Origin of the sequence: Kitasatospora sp. NPDC127116 (assembly GCF_042677365.1) — a bacterium.
GTDB lineage: Bacteria > Actinomycetota > Actinomycetes > Streptomycetales > Streptomycetaceae > Kitasatospora > Kitasatospora lactacystinica.
In genome coordinates this window covers 1-14,755 of record NZ_JBHXTL010000186.1, presented here as the reverse complement: position 1 = coordinate 14,755, position 14,755 = coordinate 1, and the positions used below count along the sequence as shown (strand labels likewise).

Here is a 14,755-nt window from a genome sequence, read left to right as displayed (position 1 = left end):
TCGTCGCCAGCTTCAGTTGTTTATACGCCACGGGGTGGAGGCCGCCGGGACGGCTCCGTCGCGGCGCGGAGCTGGACGGCGCGCCCGGGACCGGTCCCGGGCGCGCCGTCGTCCTGCCGTTCCTCCTGGAGCTGCCGGGAGGACCCGGAGCTTCCTAGGGTTTGGGCGGGGCCGGGGCACCCGCGCCCCGGCCGGCCTTGACGCCGTTCACCATCGCCTGGTGGACCGCCCGCGCGGTGCTCTCGTCGTGTGCCGGCACCGGGCTGCCGGCGACCGTGTACCAGTCCAGCGCGCCGGTGTACTGGACGGTCAGCCTCGCCTCGCCGTCCACCCAGGTGGTGTGCACGGTGAGGTCGCCGGAGATGGGGCCGACCTCGGTGGTGGTCACCCCACCGGGGCCGCTGATGATCGATTGGGTGGTCCAGGTCGCCCACGACGTGCGCGGGTCCGCGGACGGCCGGGCCTGGCGGTTGCCTTGGTCGTGTTCGGTCATGCGCCTATCCTCCCCCGCGGGTGGCCCGCCGCCGGAGCAGCGACACCCGCGGTCGCGGCGACCGCCCGGTCCCACCGGGCGGTCGAGTCGGTACGGCGGACGATTCAGTCGGGTTGGCCGGGTTCGTCCAGCATGGGGGCGCCCTCCGCCCGGGAGGTGTCCTGGGCGTGCAGGTTCTGCATCGAGGGGATGCCCTCCTCGGGGTCAGCGGCGCGGACGTCCTCGTCGTCCTCGGTGCTCACCTTGGACCGGTCGCTCATGTCGGTCATCGCGGGCTCCGTCTCCTCGGCCGGTCCCGGCGCGCCGGGTCGCGGGCGCGGCAGGACCGGAGGTGTCTCTTCGCCCCTCCAGCCTGCCTCCGCCCCGGCGTCGGGGCCAGCCGGGTGACCCGGCGGGCCTCCGCGGACCTCGCCCGGACCTCACCCGGTCGTCACCAGGTGACGGGCAGTGACCGCATGCCGTAGATGAACGATTCGGTGCGGAACACCAGCTCGCTGCGGGGGACGGTCAGCCGCAGCCCGGGCAGCCGCCGGAACAGCGTGGCCAGCGCGATCTGCAGCTCGGCGCGGGCGAGCGGCTGGCCGAGGCACTGGTGCACGCCGAAGCCGAAGGCCAGGTGCCGCCGGGCGTCCCGGCCCAGGTCCAGCTCGTCCACCGGCAGCCGGTCGGCGCCGCCGAACACCTCCTCGTCCCGGTTGGCGGTGGAGAGCATCGCGATCACGCCCTCCCCGGCGCGGACCGTGGTGCCGCCCAGTTCCACGTCCTCCAGGGCCACCCGGGCCACCCCGGTGTGGACGATGGTGAGGTGGCGCAGCAGTTCCTCCACCGCGCCGGGCAGGGCGGCCGGGTCGGCCAGCCTGGCGATCTGCTCGGGCCGGTCCAGCAGCAGGGCGGTGGAGAGCGAGATCATGTTCGCGGTCGTCTCGTGCCCGGCGATCAGCAGCAGGATGCCGGTGCTGGCGACCTCGCGCGGGGTGAGGTCGTCCCGGACGGCGAGCCGGCTGATGATGTCGTCCCGCGGCTCCGCCCGCTTGCGGGTCGCCAGCCCCTCCAGGTACTCCAGCATCTCGTCCCGGGCCGCCAGGCGCTGCTCGACCTTGCTGGCGTTGCTGAGCAGCGTCCGGCCGACGCGCTGGAAGAACTCGTGGTCCTCGTAGGGGACGCCGAGCAGCAGGCAGATCACCAGGGAGGGGACGGGCAGCGCGAAGTCGGCGACCAGGTCGGCCTCGGTGCGGCCATCGGTCATCGTGTCCAGCGCCTCGTCCACGATCCGCTGGATGTCCGGGCGCATCGCCTGGACCCGTTTGACCAGGAAGTCCCCGGTGACCATGCGGCGCAGCCGGGCGTGCTCGGGGTCGTCCAGGTTCAGGAAGCTCGGGGTGGCGGTGATCTGCTCCCGGTCGCCGGCGACCAGCAGCGGGAAGGAGGGGTGGCGTATGTCGGCGCTGAACCGGCGGTCGGAGAGGATGGTGCGGACCTCGGCGTAGCCGGTGGCCAGCCAGCAGGAATCGCCGCCGGGCAGATCGCCGCGGGTCAGCGGGGCGCTCGCGGCGGCCTCGGTGTACGCGGGCGGCGGGTTGAACGGGCAGCCGGCGGAGTGCCGGGCCGGAAGCGGGACGGCGGGGACGATGGGCGTGCTCGTCAAGGCGGGGTCTCCTTGCGTCGCGATGGTTCTCCGGTGGGGGTGGTGTGGTGACCGGACGTCCGTCGGGGGGCCGTCGCGGTGTCCGGAACGGCCCGGCCTCGGCCTACTCGGCCTGTGCGGGCCCGTCCTCGACCACGGTGATCGCGCCGCCCGGGCAGAGCTGGGCGGCCAGTCTGAGATCGTCGAACTGGTCCGGCCGGAACGAGGTCTGACGGAGTCTCACCAGGCTGTCGTGGTCGTCCTGGTCGAAGACCTCGGGAACGTTCGTGACGCACATCCCGGAGCTGCAGCAGCGGTCCCGGTCGACATTCACCCGCATGGTCGGGCACCTCTCGCCAGTGCGCCGCCGGCTGCCCGGCGGCCGCCTCTCGTTGTCATTGCCAACCTAACCGGCGCTGCTCCGTCCACGGAGGGCGCGGTGGCGGGATCACCGAGAATGGCCGATTCGGCTCCCGTCGGAGCCTCCGGGCGGTGAACCAGGTTTGAATTGACGCCGTGGTGACAAGTGCGCGCCCCGCAGCCACCGGCACCTGAGCCGGCCCGGATCCGGCCCGGCACGCGGCCCTTCGGCGACGGCTCACCGCCTCTCGACGACGGCCCACCGCCCTTCGCCAGCGGCTCACAGCCCCTCGGCGGCGGCGATCTCCCGTACGGTCGCGACGGTGTCGGCCTCGTCGGCGCTCTTGTCCGGCCGGTAGCGCACCACCCGGGCGAACCGCAGGGTGAGACCGGCCGGATATCGGGAGCTGCGCTGCACCCCGTCGAAGGCGATCTCGACGACCAGTTCCGGTCGGACCCGCACCGTCCAGGCGTCCCGCCCGGTCTCCCGGGCCAGCAGTTCGGCGGTCTGCCGGGCGAGCGTCTCGTCGGTCAGGCCCTTGAAGGTCTTGCCGAGCATCACCCACGGGCCCAGCCCCGGTTCGCCCGCCGCCCGGGCGCCCAGGTGCAGGTTGCTGAGGAAGCCGCGCCGCCGCCCGCTGCCCCACTCGGCGGCCAGCACCACCAGGTCCAGGGTGTGCCGGGGCTTGACCTTGATCCAGCCCGCGCCGCGCCGCCCGGCCGCGTACGGGGCCGCCGGATCCTTCACCAGCACGCCCTCGTGGCCGAGCGCCAGCGTCTCCCGGAAGAAGGTCAGCGCCCGGTCGCGGTCCCCGGTCTCGACGCGGGCCGGCCGCAGGCCGTCCGGCACCGCCTCGGCCAGCGCCGCCCAGCGCTCCCGGCCGGGACGGTCCACCAGGTCCTCGCCGTCCCGGTGCAGCAGGTCGAAGAAGTAGGCGTCGAGCGGGACTTCGGCACGCAGCCGGTCCGGCTCCCGCCGGGAGGCGGTGCGTGCGGCGGTCTCCTGGAAGGGGCGCGGCCGGCCGTCCGGGCCGAGCGCGATCGCCTCACCGTCCAGCACCGCCGAGCGCAGCGGCAGCGCCAGCGCGGCCTCGGTCACCTCGGGGACGCGGGCGGTGATGTCCTCCAGGCCGCGGGTGAACACCGCGACCTCCCCGCCCTCCCGGTGCACCTGCACCCGGACGCCGTCCAGCTTCCATTCCACCGCGGCCGGGCCGGTGCGCTCCAGCGCGGTGGCCACGTCCGGCGCCGAGGCGGCCAGCATCGGCCGCACCGCCCGTCCCACCTCCAGCCGGAACGCCGCGAGCGCCGGCTGCCCACCGGTCAGCGCGGCCTGCGCCACCGCGCGGGCCGAGCCCCGGAACATCAACGCCCGCCGCACCGCCGCCGCCGGCACCCCGGCCGCCCGCGCCACGGCGTCCCCCACCACCGCGTCCAGCGCCCCCTGCCGCAGGTCCCCGACCAGCACCGCCCGCAGGAACCCCTGCTCCACGGCGGTCGCCCGCGCGAACAGCCCGTGCAACAAGCGCCGCCGCTCCGCCTGGGCCCCCGGCCCGTGCACCCCCGCGATCAGCTCCAGCTCCCGTTCCACCTCCCGGACCCCGAGCGAGGCCTCCGCCGCCGGCTCCGGCAGCCCCCGCAGTGCCGCGGGCCCGATCCCGGTCCGCAGCCGCTGCGACTCCCCGGACAGCAGGGCGACCGCCGCCGCCCCCTCCACCGGCCCCAGGTCCCGCAGACAACCGGCCAACAACTCCGTCTTCGCCCGCCGTCCGGCCTCCGCCGCCACCTCCCGCGACACCGACGCCAGCCGCAGCAACCCCGCCACAGCACCACCTCCACCCCCCTCAGCATCCGCCCCGGCCGCCGGCCCCGCACCACGGCCGGCGCTCCCGGGGCGCGCCGGGCCGCGGCGGAGCGCGCCGTCCCGGGGCCCGGGCGGCCGCCCACCGGATCGCGTCGGCCCGGGACCGCACCACCTGCCACCGGCCGTCGGTCCTCTCGTAGGTGTCGGTGCGCCAGTACTGCTCCCTCGGTACGGCGATGCCGTGGAAGACGACCTCCGGGGTGGCCCGGTAGCGGACGACCGCGGCGTCGCCGTGGACGCGCACCTCGATGGGGCCGGGCTCCCACTCCGGGTGGTCGATGCCGTCGTCGGCGATCGCCGCGAGGCAGGCCGGCCCCGGGCAGGGCCGTCCCGACGGGCGTGCTCAGCTGGCGGTCGGGCGCGTGCGGCCGTCGACGCCACGCCCGAGGACGCCGTGCGGTTGCTGCTGCTCCTCGCCGACGCGCTGAAGGGGAGCGCGCCCGGCCCCCCGGGTCCGGCGCGAACGCAGGGCCCTGTTCTTCCGTCTGATCCGGGCGGGGCCACGACCCCCGCCCTCCCGCCGCCCCTCCCGCGCGGCACCGAGCGCCCGTCGCCGCAAGGCGCCGCGATGGCGCAGGGGGCGGGTGCTCTTGGCCGGGCCGGTGATCAGCGACGGGGCGACGGGGCGTCATGCTGAGGGCCCGCACCGCCTTCCGAGTGATGGAGACCGAGATGAGCGACACCCCCACGACCCGCTGGAGCGTCGGCGCGCCCGAGGCCGGCGACTTCGAGGCCTGGCGCGAATTGTTCCGGGGGTACGGCGAGTTCTACCGGGTCCCGGTTCCGGAGGAGAAGGCCGAGCTGGTCTGGTCCTGGCTGATGGACCCGGGGCACGAGGTGGCGGGGCTCCTGGTGCGGGACGGCGACGGTAGGCCGGTCGGCCTCGCGCACTACCGGCCGTTCGCGCGACCTCTGCACGGGGCCGTCGGGTGCTTCCTGGACGATCTGTTCGTGGCACCGGAGGTCCGGGGCGGCGGCGCGGTGGACGCGCTGTTGGGCCGGCTGCGGGAAATCGCGGCGGAACGCGGCTGGAACACCGTCCGCTGGATCACCTCCGAGGACAATTACCGGGCCCGTGGAAAATACGACAAGGTCGCCGTACGGACCAGGTTCCTCACCTACGACATGGCCCCGGAGGCACCGGTCGGCTGAGGCCGCGGCCCGACCGCCGGACATTCGTTCGGAGTTTCTGTTATCGGCGCCCGGCCGGGAGGTCTCCCATGTGTCGACACCCGACCAGTCGACCCGGAACAGAAAGCGTGGCCACGTGAACAGCGACGACAGGACGACCATCCTCCCGGCGAGCGGAGGCGGTGCCGGCAGCGACAACGGGAGTGGAGCCGGCGGCCGCTCCGGCGGCCGGGCGGCACGGCGGGCTGCCGAGCGGCACACCGGGCGGGGCCGGCGGGCGCGTCGGCGCGGCGGGATCGTGCCGGTCACCGCGGTCGTCGCGGCCGTGGCCGGCACCGGGCTGTTCGCCGCGCTGGCCGGCGCGGGCTACGCGGCGTACGGCGGCAAGCAGACCGACCGGGACACGGCGACCCAGTCGCTCTCCGCCGACATGCTGATCTCCGCGGAGCTGGGCACGCGCGAGGGCATCCAGGTGCCCGGCGCCGGCGGGACGAACCCGGACGTCCTTCCCCCGGCCACCCCCACCGCCACCGACCCGGCGGCCGTTCCGAGCACCTCGCTCACGCCGACCACGCCCGCTCCGGCCTCCCCGGCGGCCGCGGCCACCGCCGCCCCGAACGCCGCGCCCGCCCCCACGGCCTCCGCGCCCAAGGCGGCCTCGAACGCCGCCCGGGCCGCCACCGGCGGCTTCCCGTTCCCGCCCAAGCGGCCCACCGCGCCCCCGCCGGCGGGCGGCGGCGCGGCTCCGTCGTACGTCCAGCAGGTCGTGGACCTGGTCAACGTCGAGCGCAGCAAGGCCGGCTGCGGGCCGGTCAGCGCCGAGCCCCGGCTGGCGAGCGCCGCCCAGGCGCACAGCGACGACATGGCCAACCGCAACTACTTCGACCACGCCAGCCCCGAGGGTTACCACGCCGACCACCGGATCGAGGCGGCCGGCTACAGCTGGAGCACCTGGGGCGAGAACATCGCCCGCGGCCAGAAGGACCCGGCCGACGTGATGAACTCCTGGATGAACAGCCCCGGCCACCGGGCCAACATCCTCAACTGCTCGTTCAAGCAGCTCGGCGTGGGCGTGCGGACCGGCGTCAACGGTCCGTGGTGGACCCAGGTGTTCGCGTCCCCGGCGTGAATCGGTCCGGCCTGGCCCGGTCCGGCCTGGCCCGGCCGGTCCGGGCTCCGGCTCGGGCCGAGTAGTCCGGACCGATTTTCCGATTCCGTGCACATTGTTGTTATCTGATCACTCCACACGGGTCTCCGAGGAGGCAGCGGCGGACGGATACACGGCAAGACGGAGTGCGGACCATGAACGCTGATGTGCAGAACAGGACCGGGACCACCCTGGTGCTAGCGGCGCAGGCAGGTGACCGGCAGGCCCAGGAGGCGCTGGTCGCCGCCTGGCTGCCGCTCGTCTACAACGTGGCCGGCCGTGCCCTCGGCGGCCACGCCGACGTGGACGACGTCGCGCAGGAGACCATGATCCGCGCCCTGGACGGCCTGGACGGGCTCCGCGACCCCGAGTCCTTCCGGTCCTGGCTGGTCGCCATCACCATGAACCAGGTGCGCCGCCGGCACGCCGCGGGCCAGCAGCAGCCGACCGTCGGCGGGCTGGACGAGACCTGGGAGGTCGCCGACCCCCGGGCCGACTTCACGGACCTCACCATCCTGCGCCTCGGCCTGTCCGGCCAGCGCCGCGAGGTGGCCGAGGCCACCCGCTGGCTGGACCCGGACGACCGGGAACTGCTCGCCCTCTGGTGGCTGGAGGCCGCCGGCGAACTGACCCGGGCCGAACTCGCCGACGCCCTCGACCTGAGCCCGCAGCACACCGCCGTGCGCGTACAGCGGATGAAGAAGCAGCTCGAAGCGGGCCGCATCGTCGTCCGCGCGCTCTGCGCCTACCCCCGCTGCCCCGGACTGACCGAGCTCACCGCGGGCTTCGACGGCACCCCGAACTCGGTCTGGCGCAAGCGCATAGCCCGCCACATCCGCGACTGCGCCGACTGCGACGGCCTCGGCCGGGACCTCTTCCCGGCGGAGGGACTGCTGGCCGGCCTCGCCCTGGTGCCGATCCCGCTCGACTGGCCCGTGCTGCTGCACTTCCAGCACACCGCGGCCGCCGTCGTCTCCTCGGCGGCCGCCACCGGAACGGGAGCCTCCACCGGAGCGGGGGCCGGGGCCCACGCCGGTGCCGGGGCGCATGCGGGAGGGCACGGCGGCTGGGCCGGCACCGCGGCCCGCAAGGCCGTCCTGGCGAGCGGGGCGGCCGCGGCGGTCGCGGTGACCACCCTGGCCCTGGTCTGGCCGCAGGCCGAACCCCCGCAGCCGGCGGCACCCGAGCCCACCGCTCCGGCCGCGGCACCGGACACCCCGACGGCCGCCGCCGCACCCGCTGCCGCCGTCCCCGAGCCGACCCCGCTGCCCGCGGAGAGCCCGACGGCGACGGCGACGCCCGCACCGACGCCCACCGCGACCCGCACCGCCGCCGCGACACCGCAGCCCAACCCGGAACGCCAGCTGGTGGACCTGGTCAACGCCGAACGCGCCAGGGCGGGTTGCGCCCCGCTGCGGATCGACCCCCGGCTGCACGGCACGGCCCAGAAGCACGCGGACGACATGGCCACCCGCGGCTTCTTCGACCACGTCAACCCGGATGGCGTCCGCACCGAGGCCCGGATCACCGCCGCCGGCTACCGCTGGTCCCAGTGGGGCGAGAACCTCGACCGGGGCCCGACCACCCCGGCCGCCGTCTTCGCCCGCTGGATGGACGGCGGAATCCACCAGTCCAACATGCTCGACTGCGGATTCAAGGACATCGGCGTCGGCTTCGCCACCAGCTCCACCGGCACCCCCTACTGGACCCAGGACCTCGGAGCCCCGATGTCCTGAACCGTGACCGGGGTGGTGGGCGGTGGGCGCCGGACTACGCGGGAGTGGCCGCCACCAGGCCGTTCGCCGACCCGGTCACATAGCCGGTGGCGTCCCCGAGGACGCCGCCCGCGTCACCGACCTGCCCGGGCACCACGTCCGGAGCGCTGCTCAGCGGCCCGGGCAGTCCCTCCTGCCCGCCCACGGCACTGGCGTGCGCACTCGGCGCGGTGAGGGAGGCCACGACACCAACGGCGAGCGAGGCAACGGCGAGCATGCTGCGCTTCTTCATGGCCGGTCCAACGACGCTGCGCCGGAAGGGTTACGGCCCGGACCTGCCGCGGGCCCGCGGCGGGAGTGTCCGGAAAGGTTGGACGGCCCGCGAACCGACCGGGACTCTGCCGGGCGGCGGGCGGGCCGTGGGAACCACCATGGCCCCACCCGCCCCTGCCGGTCAGGGGCGCGTACGGGGCGACCGGACGCACGGCGGCGCGCCGGGCGTGCACCAGCAGCCCCAGCCGCGCCGTCAGAGCGTTCCGGAGCCCCGCGCCACCCCGGGCCCGCCCGCCCCTGCGGCCCCACGCTCCCAGGCCGATGACCCGGGAACCGCCACCCCCGCAGCGCCCGGCGCGGCCGGAACCGCCGGCACCGCCCCCGTCGGGCCGACCGGGCCCACCACCCAGTCCGGATGCCCCGGCATCGGCGGTGTCCGCAGCCCGTACAGCCAGTCGTGGAGGAAGCCGCGCAGGTCCTGCCCGGACACCGCGGAGGCCGTCCGCACGTAGTCCTCGGTGCTCGCGTTCCCGTACCTGCGGGTGCCCAGGAAGGTGCGCTCGATCCGGTCGAAGGCCTCCGCCCCGACCTTCTCCCGCAGCGCGAACAGCACCAGAGCGCCGCCGGTGTACCGCTGGCTGTCGAAGAGGTCGGCGGCGGTGGGGGAGGCGACCGGCCCGGAGTCGTGCCGCCACTGGTCGCCCAGCCCGTAGACGTAGCGCATCCGGTCGACCAGCGTGGTGTGGCCCCAGGCGTCCGGCCACCCGCGCTCGTAGCGGTACATCAGCCCGTAGAAGTCGGCGTGGCCCTCGTTGAGCCAGAGGTCGGACCACCGGGCGGGGGAGACGCTGTTGCCGAACCAGGAGTGGACCAGCTCGTGCATCATGTGCGAGCCGATCGCCGGCTCCGCCTGCCGCAGGAAGTTCGGCTTGTACAGGGTGAGCGTCTGGGTCTCCAGGCCGGTGAAGGCGAACGCGGCCGGGTCGTCCGTGTTGACCGGCAGGATCCCGTACACCTCGAACGGGAACCGCCCCAGGTGGGCTTCCGCCCACACGAGCTGGCCGGGGGTGAGGGCGAGTGCGGGCTCCAGCTCGGCGGCGCGGGCGGTCGGCACGACGTCGCGCAGGGGCAGGCCGTGCGGGCCGGTGCGCTCGCGCACGGTGTAGTCGCCGACCGAGACCTGGACCAGTTCGGTGGCCATCGGCTCGCGGGAGACGTACCGGCGGGTGGTGCGGCCGTCGCCCAGCCGCTCGGTGGCCGTCAACTCGCCGTTGGCCACGCCGAGGAGAGCGTCCGGGGCGGTCACCGCGATGGTGAACCGGGCCTTGTCGCCCGGGTGGTCGTTGCACGGGAAGACGGTGTGCGCGCTGTTGGGCTGGCCGGCCACCGCGAAGCCGTCCGGGGTGGGGACCCAGCCGGTGTGCGGCAGCGCGGCACGGGGATCGGCGCTGTACTCGACGGTGAGCCGGGTGACGGCGCCCGGCAGGAACCGCCCGGCCGGGGTGACCGTCAGCTTCTCGTCGTGGGCCGCGAAGTCCGCCGGCCGTCCGTCGACCCGGACGCTGCGCACGGTCAGCCCGAGCGCGTCCAGCTCCAGCCGGGCGAGGGCGCGGTCCGGCCGTACGGTGATCACGGCCGTGCCGTCCACCGTCCTGGTCCCGGCCCGGTAGTCGAAGGCCAGGTCGTACCGGAGTGCCCGGTACCCGGTGTTCCCGAGCGAGGGGAAGACCGGATCGCCCGGCCCGTCGGCGGCGCCGGCCGTCGGCACGCTCGCGGAGAGCACGACCGCGCTGAGCACGAGCGAGGGAAGGAGACCGGCGCGGGGCCTGAACAAGGGTGATCACCGCACTTCACGAGCGGGAGCGGGGGAGAGGTCGGGAGCCGCCGGAACGGGGAGCCCGGCCACGGATGTTAGTGGACTGCCGCAGGGCCCGGGCGCGATCGGTGCGCTTCGATGACACCCCGTGGTCCCCCGGACGGCCCAGAGTGATGGCGCGGCCGCCGCACGCGGTCTACCGTGAGGAGTGCATCGTCCCCTGACGGACGATCCACGGCCGTCGGAAAACCTGGCCAGGTCCGGCGGCCGTACTCTCTTGCCCCGGCACCGCGTGCCCGGCCGCACCCCGTAGGCTGGCGGCTCTGACGACGCCCGCGTACCGGATGCCAGGAGCCGCCGTGACCAGCCCAGCTTCACCCGTTCTGGTGATCGGCGAGTGCGTGGCCGACATCGTCCGATCGGGTGCGGAGCCGGACCGGGTGCACCCCGGCGGCAGCCCCGCGAACGTCGCCTACGGCCTGGCCCGGCTGGGCCGCCCGGCCGTGCTGCTCACCGAACTGGGGCCGGACGCCAACGGCCGGCTGATCCGGCGGCACCTGGAGTCGGCGGGTGTGCGGGTGCGGGCGGCCGAGGTCGCCCGGACGCCCTCGGCGGTGGTGGAGCTGGACGGGCAGGGGCGGGCCCGCTACACCTTCGACATCCGCTGGACGCTCCCGCCGACCGAACTCGCCGAGCCGCCCGCCGCGATCCACCTCGGCTCGATCGCGGCGGTCACCGAGCCCGGCGCGGGTTCGGTGCTGGCGCTGGTCGAGCGCTGGCGCGGGCGGGCGCGGATCAGCTACGACCCGAACGTGCGCCCGGCGCTGATGGGCGACCGGGCCGAGTCCGTCCGCCGGGTCGAGCGCTGGGTGGCGCTGAGCGACCTGGTCAAGGCCAGCGACGAGGACCTCGCCTGGCTCTACCCGGGCGAGCGGCCCGAGGCGGTCGTCGAGCGCTGGCTGGCCCTCGGCCCGGCCGTGGTCGCGGTCACCCTCGGGGCCGAGGGCGCGTTCGCCCGCACCGCCGGGGGCGGACACGCCGAGGCCGCGGCCCTCCGGGTGCCGGTCGCGGACACCGTGGGTGCCGGCGACTCCTTCATGGCCGCCTTCCTGCACGCCCGCACGGTCGGCGCCGACCTCGCGGTCTGCCTCACCCACGGGGTGACGGCGGCCGCGCTGACCGTCGCCCGCCCGGGCGCCAACCCGCCCTCGGCGGCCGAACTCGCGGCCGCCCTGACGGACGGGCCGCCGTCCCACGCCCCGGCGAGTGCCGGGTAGCCGGGCCCAACCCGCCTACCGCGCAAGGGCGGTGAGGTCCTTCCCGTACCAGATCTCGGCGTACGGGCCGCTGCTGTAGGCGGGGATCTCCCGGTACCCGTTGCGCAGGTAGAGCGCGCGGGCCTCGGTCAGGTCGAGGCGGGTGTCGAGGACGATCCGGTCCGCACCAAGGGAGCGGGCGGCCCGGTCGACGGCGGCCAGCAGTTCGGCGCCGCCGCCGGTGCCGCGCAGGCCGGGGCGGACGAAGACGCGGGTGAGTTCGGCGGTGGTGGCGTGGAGCCGCCGCAGGCCGGCGCAGGAGTGGGCGACGCCGTCGTGACGGCCGATCAGGAACAGGCCGTCCGGGGCGGCGAGGTCGTCGCTGGGGGAGCCGGCCAGGCCGGACTCCAGCTCCTCGGGGGTGCCCTCCCGGTCGAAGTGCAGGCGGTAGTAGCGGTTGGCCACGTCGTAGTAGTACTCGCGCAGCAGGTCCAGGGCCTCGGGGGCGGTCACGTCGGCGGTGGCGACGGTCCAGGGGGCGGAGCTGCGGGGCGCGGTGTCGGTCATGCGCGCATGATCCACTTCATGGCGCCGCCCCCGCAATCGGTTTTCCGGCGGCCCGGTCCGGCCCGGCTCGAACCGCCTCTGCTCCACCCCGACCGCCCTGGTCCACCCCGGTCGTCCGTCCGGTCGGCCGCCGCCCGGGCAAAGGAACGGCAAGGCTCCGGTGCGTCGTTGCCCCGCGCGGGTGACGTGGGGATTGGCGGTGGTGCGCGGCGGGGGAGCAGTGCAGCTATGAACAGACCATCAGGTTGTCGTATTAGTGGGGATCTGAGGGGGAATCAGCAGCGCCGGAGCGGCGTACGGACCGGCCTGCTGGCCACCGTCTGCCTCTCCGCCGTCCTCGCCGGCTGCGCCGGTCCGGCCGCTCCCGCCCGACCGAAGCCCGCCCCGGCCGCCGACGCGAACGCGGCGCCCGCCGCCGAAGCCGCCGCGGCTCCGGAAGGTGCCGCAGCGGTACAGGCCGCCGAGGGCCCCGCCCGCGCGGGCGCCCCGCCCGTGGAGCGGCCGCAGCTGCCCGGCCTGGCCCGCAAGGAGGAGCAGAGCGGCGGCGAGGCCACGGCCCGTCAGGAGGTGGCCGCCCGCGCCGCGGTGGAGACCGCGCAGCGCTGGGGACTGGAACGCCCGCCCCTGAAGGCCCCGCCGCGCCCGGCGACCAGGCCCGCGCTCACCCAGGGGCAGGGAGTCAAGCTCGCGGAGGGCCGTCCGCCCGTCGTCTACCGGGTCCCGACCGACGACAAGGTGGTCTTCCTGACCGTCGACGACGGCGCCGAGAAGGACCCCGAGTTCTCCCGGATGGCCGAGGAGTTGGGCATCCCGCTCAGCACGTACGTCTCCGACTACCTCGCCCGCGAGAACTACGGCTACTTCCGGGACCTGCACGCCCACGGCGTGGAGATCAACAACCACACGATCAACCACCGCAACCTGAAGGTGCTGGACTACGAGACCCAGCGCCAGGAGATCTGCAACCAGCAGGACCAGCTGGAGCAGCAGATCGGTGTCCGTCCCCGGCTGTTCCGTCCGCCGTACGGCGAGTACAACGACGACACCCTGCGCGCCGCGGCCTCCTGCGGGGTGGAGGCGGTGCCGTTGTGGAACGAGGAGGCCTTCCCGGACCACACGGAATGGCGCTACGACGACCAGCAGCTGCATCCGGGCGACATCATCCTGACCCACTTCCGGGGCACCGACATCTGGAAGGCCTCCATGCCGGACCTGCTGCGCAAGGTCGTCAACGACGTCACCGCGCAGGGCTTCGCCCTGGCCCGGCTGGACGACTACCTGTAGCACCTGTCGGCAGGGGCCACCCGCCGCGGCCACCCGGCGGCCGCGGTCCGGGTGGCTCGGGGGGCGGGCGGTGGCTCGGGGCCGGGCGGCTCAGCCGAGCGAGAGGGCGTCGAGGTACACCCAGGCGCCCTCGTGCCGCACGAAGCGGCTGTTCTCGGTGAGCACGCCCTCCTCGCCGCCCTCGGTCCAGTGGGCCCGGAAGGCGACCGTGCCCTGCGCGTGGAACGCGCCGCCCTCGGTGGTGGCGACCACCTCCAGCGCGGTCCAGCGCAGCCCCGGGTCGAAGTCGACCTCCGCGGGCCGGGTGTCCGGGTGCCAGGTGCGCAGCAGGTACGCCTCGTCCTGCGCGGCGAAGGCGCTGAACCGGGAGCGCATCAGGGACTCGGCGGTGGTGGCCGTCGACTGGCCCCGGTGCAGCCGGCCGCAGCAGTCGCCGTAGCCGGCGGAGAGGCCGCACGGGCAGGGGGAGGAGGGCAGCAGCCGCGGCGCTGCGGCGCGGGGAGCGGAACGACGTCGGGACATGGCGTCCATTGTCCCCCACGCGCCGGACGGCTCCCCGGCCGCCCCGCGCACGGCGGGAACGGGCCCGCCCCCGGGCGCACCGGGGGCGGGCCCGTCCGTGTCACCCGGAGGTCCGTTCCGGTGGAGCGGCCGGCCCTTCGTCGCGGGCTCCACCGTCCGGCAAGAATCGCGCGGGTTGTGGCGAGCCGCCCGCCACCTGCTGTTCGTCGCTGATAGTAGTTGCCTGGTCGCGGAGCGATCCCCGTCAGGAGCCCGTCCCCCGCAGGCTTCTCCGGCGGGCCGCCTTACAACGTACGGAGCGGTCATGGGTGGCAGACAGCGTCCGCCGAGAGTGCGGACCCCTCGCCGGGGCAGGCCCGCCGGCGCCCGCCCCCGGGTGAACTCCCGGGCGGAGTTCGCCCGCATCGAGGGCTTCCTGGCCTGGGAGGCGGAGGTCGCGGCGGCCGAGCGGGACGCCCGGGCGTTCGCCGCGCAGTTCCCGTGGCTGCCGGCGGCGGAGCGGGAGAGCCTCGAACAGGCCTACGCCGCCGATCGGTTGCGCTACGCCGAGGAGGTCGTCGACCGCGCGGTCGAGCGCTGCCGCCGGCTGGCCGCCCGGTACCGCGTCGAGTGCCGCCGGATCTGCGCCCGCTGGGCGGCGCTCTGCCTCTCCGTCACCGTGACGGCGGCGCTGTTCGCCGTCGTCCCGGCCGTTCTGCGCGGC

Annotated in this window: 15 protein-coding genes and 1 pseudogene; 6 read left to right on the top strand and 10 right to left on the bottom strand. The window is 75.3% G+C overall.

The window, feature by feature from the left end:
- Positions 1-154 precede the first annotated feature (154 nt).
- From ACFVHV_RS40335 to ACFVHV_RS40310, 6 genes and pseudogenes are all read right to left on the bottom strand, one after another.
- Entirely contained in the window at positions 155-493 is a 339-nt protein-coding gene (locus ACFVHV_RS40335) for a hypothetical protein (protein WP_359908827.1), read from the bottom strand.
- Between the two features lie 104 nt (positions 494-597).
- Positions 598-762 (bottom strand): hypothetical protein, encoded by a 165-nt coding sequence (locus ACFVHV_RS40330; protein WP_359908824.1) that lies wholly within the window; start codon positions 760-762, stop codon positions 598-600.
- A gap of 161 nt (positions 763-923) precedes the next feature.
- Positions 924-2,138, bottom strand: coding sequence for a cytochrome P450 (locus ACFVHV_RS40325; RefSeq protein ID WP_359908821.1), 1,215 nt, complete (start codon positions 2,136-2,138; stop codon positions 924-926).
- Between the two features lie 103 nt (positions 2,139-2,241).
- Positions 2,242-2,457, bottom strand: coding sequence for a ferredoxin (locus tag ACFVHV_RS40320; protein WP_359908818.1), 216 nt, complete (start codon positions 2,455-2,457; stop codon positions 2,242-2,244).
- Between the two features lie 300 nt (positions 2,458-2,757).
- On the bottom strand, positions 2,758-4,302 hold the full coding sequence (locus ACFVHV_RS40315) for an ATP-dependent DNA ligase (protein ID WP_380358406.1): 1,545 nt from the start codon (positions 4,300-4,302) through the stop codon (positions 2,758-2,760).
- Positions 4,303-4,321: 19 nt separating this feature from the next.
- Positions 4,322-4,666, bottom strand: a pseudogene (locus ACFVHV_RS40310) (nuclear transport factor 2 family protein); the annotation flags it as partial.
- Between the two features lie 347 nt (positions 4,667-5,013).
- On the opposite strand from ACFVHV_RS40310, the gene ACFVHV_RS40305 reads away from it, so the two are divergent.
- From ACFVHV_RS40305 to ACFVHV_RS40295, 3 genes are all read left to right on the top strand, one after another.
- Positions 5,014-5,493: a GNAT family N-acetyltransferase gene (locus tag ACFVHV_RS40305; protein WP_359908812.1), complete on the top strand. Its 480-nt coding sequence runs from the start codon at positions 5,014-5,016 to the stop codon at positions 5,491-5,493.
- A gap of 115 nt (positions 5,494-5,608) precedes the next feature.
- The gene (locus ACFVHV_RS40300; protein ID WP_380358403.1) at positions 5,609-6,601 is read left to right on the top strand and encodes a CAP domain-containing protein; all 993 of its coding nucleotides are present in this window, start codon (positions 5,609-5,611) and stop codon (positions 6,599-6,601) included.
- A gap of 173 nt (positions 6,602-6,774) precedes the next feature.
- The gene (locus ACFVHV_RS40295) at positions 6,775-8,355 is read left to right on the top strand and encodes a sigma-70 family RNA polymerase sigma factor (protein WP_380358400.1); all 1,581 of its coding nucleotides are present in this window, start codon (positions 6,775-6,777) and stop codon (positions 8,353-8,355) included.
- A 34-nt stretch (positions 8,356-8,389) separates the two neighbouring features.
- On the opposite strand, the gene ACFVHV_RS40290 is transcribed toward ACFVHV_RS40295, so the two are convergent.
- Together ACFVHV_RS40290 and ACFVHV_RS40285 are read right to left on the bottom strand one after the other, a co-directional pair.
- The gene (locus ACFVHV_RS40290; protein WP_359908806.1) at positions 8,390-8,626 is read right to left on the bottom strand and encodes a hypothetical protein; all 237 of its coding nucleotides are present in this window, start codon (positions 8,624-8,626) and stop codon (positions 8,390-8,392) included.
- 234 nt (positions 8,627-8,860) lie between these two features.
- Positions 8,861-10,405: a M1 family metallopeptidase gene (locus ACFVHV_RS40285; protein WP_380358396.1), complete on the bottom strand. Its 1,545-nt coding sequence runs from the start codon at positions 10,403-10,405 to the stop codon at positions 8,861-8,863.
- Positions 10,406-10,782: 377 nt separating this feature from the next.
- On the opposite strand from ACFVHV_RS40285, the gene ACFVHV_RS40280 reads away from it, so the two are divergent.
- Positions 10,783-11,700 carry a carbohydrate kinase gene (locus ACFVHV_RS40280; protein WP_380358393.1) on the top strand — a complete coding sequence of 306 codons (918 nt, stop codon included), beginning with the start codon at positions 10,783-10,785 and terminating at the stop codon, positions 11,698-11,700.
- A 15-nt stretch (positions 11,701-11,715) separates the two neighbouring features.
- Here ACFVHV_RS40280 and ACFVHV_RS40275 read toward each other — a convergent pair whose 3' ends face one another.
- Positions 11,716-12,246 (bottom strand): GNAT family N-acetyltransferase, encoded by a 531-nt coding sequence (locus tag ACFVHV_RS40275; RefSeq protein WP_380358390.1) that lies wholly within the window; start codon positions 12,244-12,246, stop codon positions 11,716-11,718.
- A gap of 228 nt (positions 12,247-12,474) precedes the next feature.
- Between ACFVHV_RS40275 and ACFVHV_RS40270 the strand changes: the two genes are divergently transcribed.
- The gene (locus ACFVHV_RS40270) at positions 12,475-13,530 is read left to right on the top strand and encodes a polysaccharide deacetylase family protein (protein WP_380358387.1); all 1,056 of its coding nucleotides are present in this window, start codon (positions 12,475-12,477) and stop codon (positions 13,528-13,530) included.
- A 90-nt stretch (positions 13,531-13,620) separates the two neighbouring features.
- Here ACFVHV_RS40270 and ACFVHV_RS40265 read toward each other — a convergent pair whose 3' ends face one another.
- Positions 13,621-14,052: a YchJ family metal-binding protein gene (locus tag ACFVHV_RS40265; RefSeq protein ID WP_359908792.1), complete on the bottom strand. Its 432-nt coding sequence runs from the start codon at positions 14,050-14,052 to the stop codon at positions 13,621-13,623.
- A 331-nt stretch (positions 14,053-14,383) separates the two neighbouring features.
- Here ACFVHV_RS40265 and ACFVHV_RS40260 point away from each other — a divergent pair.
- The coding region (locus ACFVHV_RS40260; protein WP_359908789.1) for a cytochrome C oxidase subunit I at positions 14,384-14,755 on the top strand (372 nt) is incomplete at its 3' end.